Source organism: Vibrio sp. 2132-1 (assembly GCF_033344315.1).
Genome location: NZ_JAWPON010000260.1, coordinates 1 through 758 on the forward strand (window position 1 = coordinate 1; position 758 = coordinate 758).

Below are 758 nucleotides of genomic sequence, written 5' to 3' on the forward strand. Positions count from 1 at the left end.
TAAATGGCGCCATCGATGCCGCTAACTTACGCTCACGTTCTTGGTCTAGAGTGCGTGTTGCCATGATTGACGGCACGTTACAACCAAAACCAAGAACCAACGGCACAAACGCTTTACCCGGCAAGCCGATTTTCTGCATCACTTTATCGAGTACAAACGCAGCGCGAGCCATATAACCCGAACTCTCAAGCACAGCTAGGAACAAATACAAACACGCAATGACAGGAATAAAGGTCGCTACCGTTTGGATACCGCCACCAATACCATCGGCAATAACCGTCACAAGCCAAACTGGCAAATGACCATCCAATAGGTGATGACCGCCATCAACCAAAAGTGCGCCAACGCCGATATCAAAGAAATCGATAAATGCACTACCAATGTTAATCGAGAACATAAACATTAGGTACATCACAACAAAGAAGAATGGAATCCCCACCCACTTGTTCAAAATAAACTGATCAAGTTTTTCGGTAACACTGCGGCTGAGTTTGCCTTCACTGCGGCGAACTTTTTTGCATTGTTCGTGCAGATGAGTGTATTTGGTATCCGCAACGTGTAAATCAATATCCAAATCTAAAGTCGCAATCGCTTCCAGTACTTTGCTTCTATCAAGATCGGAAAGGCTATTGAGAACCATCGTGTCTTTTTCTAGAGCACGGATCGCTAATGCACGATGAGAAACGGTTTGATCGTTAAATAGAGAAGAAATATGCTCGATCGCTGCTTCCATCTTATCGCCGTAATTCAAAGAGCGG

At 44.7% G+C, this 758-nt stretch carries 1 protein-coding gene; it reads right to left on the minus strand.

Translation table 11 applies throughout. The features are described 5' to 3' along the window. A partial coding sequence (locus R8N47_RS24800) for a nucleoside recognition domain-containing protein (protein ID WP_318186051.1) occupies nucleotides 1–758 on the minus strand: 758 nt, incomplete at both ends.